3 protein-coding genes and 1 pseudogene are annotated in these 3612 nt (G+C 50.6%); 2 read left to right on the forward strand and 2 right to left on the reverse strand.

Going from position 1 to position 3612, the window contains the following annotated elements:
* Positions 1-1040 (forward strand): annotated as a pseudogene (locus Q0294_RS16935) (cation acetate symporter); the annotation flags it as partial.
* Positions 1037-1480 carry a DUF695 domain-containing protein gene (locus tag Q0294_RS16940; protein ID WP_299467822.1) on the forward strand — a complete coding sequence of 148 codons (444 nt, stop codon included), beginning with the start codon at positions 1037-1039 and terminating at the stop codon, positions 1478-1480. The pseudogene Q0294_RS16935 and the gene Q0294_RS16940, both read left to right, overlap by 4 nt.
* A 92-nt stretch (positions 1481-1572) precedes the next feature.
* Here the strand turns inward: Q0294_RS16940 and Q0294_RS16945 are convergent, their stop codons facing one another.
* Both Q0294_RS16945 and Q0294_RS16950 read right to left on the reverse strand, forming a co-directional pair.
* Positions 1573-2481, reverse strand: a complete 909-nt coding sequence (locus Q0294_RS16945) for a bestrophin family ion channel (protein WP_299467824.1) — start codon at positions 2479-2481, stop codon at positions 1573-1575.
* A 57-nt stretch (positions 2482-2538) separates the two neighbouring features.
* Positions 2539-3612: PP2C family protein-serine/threonine phosphatase (locus Q0294_RS16950; RefSeq protein ID WP_299467826.1), on the reverse strand; the 1074-nt coding region annotated here is incomplete at its 5' end.

Consider the following 3612-nt stretch of genomic DNA (forward strand, 5'->3'; position numbering starts at 1 on the left):
GGGAGGGAGAGACCGATTTTTACCCCGTGGGACGCATCAGCAAGTTACCCGGTGATAAGACGGAAACAGGACCCCTCGGACCGACCGAATTTCTCAGTACGATCCGGGAAAGCGAGATTATCCTCTGGGGTTCCGAAACCATTTCGGAAGCAGACGGCTCTGTCGTCACAATCTATTTTCCCAAGCCAACCTCGGGCAAGAAAGTGCTTAGCCCGGGAAATCATCCGAAATTTGCCGGCATTCGCGGCGATGATCTTTGGGGAAAACTGAATTTTCTGTCATTGATGCTGGCTCTATTTTGTGGAACGGCTTCGCTGCCCCATATTCTGATTCGTTATTACACCGTTAAAGATCAGGCCAGCGCCAGAAAAAGTACAATCGTCGGTATTGGAAGTATTGGTTACTTTTATATCCTGACGTTGTTCATGGGACTGGGCGCTATGACCAGCGGCTCGCTGGATGTGACCAATTCGAACATGGCAGCCCCCCTGCTCGCCAAGAGCATCGGCGACTGGTTGTTCGCAATTATTTCTGCGATCGCCTTTACCACGGTTCTCGGAACCGTCAGCGGTCTGATTATCGCCTCCAGCGGCGCGGTCGTGCATGACCTGATGTCGAGCTTCATGAAAATCGAAATGAACGATTTTGCAAAAGTGCGGGTTGCCAAAATTGCATCTGTCGTCGTGGGAGTGATTGCGATTATCCTGGGAATTCTGTTTGAGAAATTCAACGTGAATTATCTGGTGGGCTGGGCATTCAGTGTCGCCGCTTCTGCGAATCTCCCCGCGCTGGTCATGTTACTGTTCTGGCCAAAAACCACCAAACAGGGAATCACCGTTGCGATTTTCACGGGAATGATCTCGTCGCTGGCCTGGATTCTGTTGAGCGCCGATTCCTATACTGGAATTTATGGCCTCGACCCGAAAGACGCGATTGTGCCGTTCAGCCAGCCGGGACTGGTCACAATTCCGTTAGGTTTTATCACATTAATTATTGTCTCACTCATGACACAACCAAAATCACAGGGGATGGAAAGTTGATAGAAGATCAACCCGAACAAGAGCAGGAATGGTTGACCGCAACGGCAATGGAGGATGAATTCACCGTCCTGTTTCGTCTGTTACCGGACATTCCACCGGGAATTTCCACAGCGGAATTTCCTGCCCGAGTTGAGATTATCTGGAATTACCAGTCTCCCAATGAAACAGGTATGCCCGGCCCGGAAGATCAGCAACTCATGAATGAGTTTGAAGAGCGTCTGGTCGCAGCCTGGCAGGACGCGGGCGTCGGTTTTCTGACGATGCTGATCACGGGAAACCAGATGTGTGAATGGCAGTGGTACTTGCAAAATTCAGAGCAGGCCTTGCAGATTCTCAATGAAGCAGTTGCCGACCTGCCCCCGCTTTCGATTGAGATCCATACGGAAACAGATCCCGACTGGTATGCCTACTCGAATTTCATGCAACAGATCACAGAGTAGCCCTGCCCCTCGGCTCCCGTTTCCCAGATCCGTCTGCCAGCGTCCTCTGACTGAAGAACCCGCCTGCTTTCGCAGTTGCGGGTCAGCAGGTCTCACTGTGTCTGCGTCCCGAATCGATCCAGAATTTCATTCACGGTCGAGCGAATCGTGATGCATAAACCGTCCAGATCCAGATCGTCTTCATCCATGCCGAAAGGCTCTTCCACCGAGTGCGCGATGACTTCGATGCCAATCATGAAATAGGCCATGATGACCGTGAGGGGGACCGTCCAGAATTCAAAATCTTCGACCAGTCCCCAGGGAAGTGTGCACAAATAGAGAGTAATACAGTGACGAACGAAGAGACGGTAGGAAGGGGAAAGCCGAGTTCTGCGGATTCGCTCACACCCTCCACAAATCTCCATTAATTCCCGGACTTCCGTATCCAGAATTCTTAATTCATCGCCGTCGATTACCCCCGACCGTTTCCAGCCAATGATTTTGCGATAGATCAAATCCGCAATGTAAGCCGGTATATGACGGGGGGGAGGATCGATTTGCTCCAGCTCCGGAAACATGGCGAAGTCGTCATCCTCCCGCAGGTGATCTCGCAACGCTTCCGGAAAAGCAACAATGATCCCGGCCAGATCCCGGAGTTCATCCCTGCCGAAGTTGGTAAATTCGCGAAATTTGATCGCCATATTCCGGCTGATATTCACCAGACGGCCCCACAATTTACGGGCCTCCCACCAGCGCGCGTAAGAACTGTTGGTTCTGAAAACCAGCAGTAAACCCAGCACCAGACCTAAAATCCCATGCAGGCTGGCAGAAAGGTCGCCCAGACTTTCAATGAAGCGGATGGTGTCTTCAGAAATATTAAAAAAACGTAGCCAGCTACTGTTTTCTTTGAGCACGGGAATCAGACTATAGACTCCAACTAATCCCGCGTAGAGGGAAATCCGTCCCAGAGTTCCCAGTTTTTTCTCGATGAATGTCAGATTTAACTCTGCATCAGCAGCCATAAATGAAACTTCCCTATATCAATCAGCAGACATGTCGCGCCAGACGATACAGGAACTCTAATTTTTTCGCCCCAATAATACAACTGAGGTATCATCGTGTCTGCCAGATCCGTCTGTAAAAGCGTTGGAGTCGCGAAACAGGTTTTCCAGGGCGGAATCCAGACTGGCTGAGCGGGACTCCTGCAGTGACTTCATAATACCGGGAATTCCGAATTCGCCAAACGTCTCTTTTTCTCCGGGAAACGCTTCCGCCAGACCATCCGTAAAAATCAACAGGCGGCTGTCGGGAGGGACATACGAAGTGTGAATGTCATATTCGATGTCAGGTACAATTCCTAACGGAAGACCTCCATCATCATTGGTCCCCAGTTCATAGATTTTATTTGTCTCCAGCTCATGCACGATCGGAATTGGCGCTCCGGCTGACGTCCACTGGAATTCATTGGTCTTGGCATTCAGAATTCCATACAGCAGCGTAATAAAACCGCCATCATCATTCACGATGGCCTGATTACAGAGGCGATTATTCACATCGGCTACAAATGCAGCAGTATCTAAATACTTGTTTGAGCGAATCATGCCGACCAGCGTATGCATTGTCATAATCGACATACAGGCTTTCATGCCGTGCCCCGATGCATCTCCGACTAACAATACCAGATTATCATCGTCCAGCATGAAGACATCGTAATAGTCCCCCCCTGCCAGCGTCACAGGTTGACCACCAAACACCCGAATCTGCGAAGACTCATAACGGGCCGTCACATCAAACCGGTCGGGAGAAACAAGATCGCTGGGGATAATCGATTCCTGCAGTTTCCGCACGGACTCGATTTCTTCACGCAACCGTTCGGAGACAAATCGCTCGCGTTCTGCTTTGACAGAATCGACTACACTCTGCAGCGTCGTTTCCAGGAGAAACATAAAGTCCCCCCCTTCATCGCGGATAATATAGGCACGCATTCCCGCAGTCAAAAAACGGGCCACATGAAAGGTCCCCTGCGTCGGACAGGCGCCCACAAGGGGAGTATCAAGATGTTTCTGACGGATCTGTTCGAAGTGCTCAAACGCCGTTTGCGGATCAGGCGCCATAATCGACATCAGAATGATATCCCAGGTGTTGTTATCCAA

This window comes from uncultured Gimesia sp. (assembly GCF_937919775.1).
GTDB lineage: Bacteria > Planctomycetota > Planctomycetia > Planctomycetales > Planctomycetaceae > Gimesia.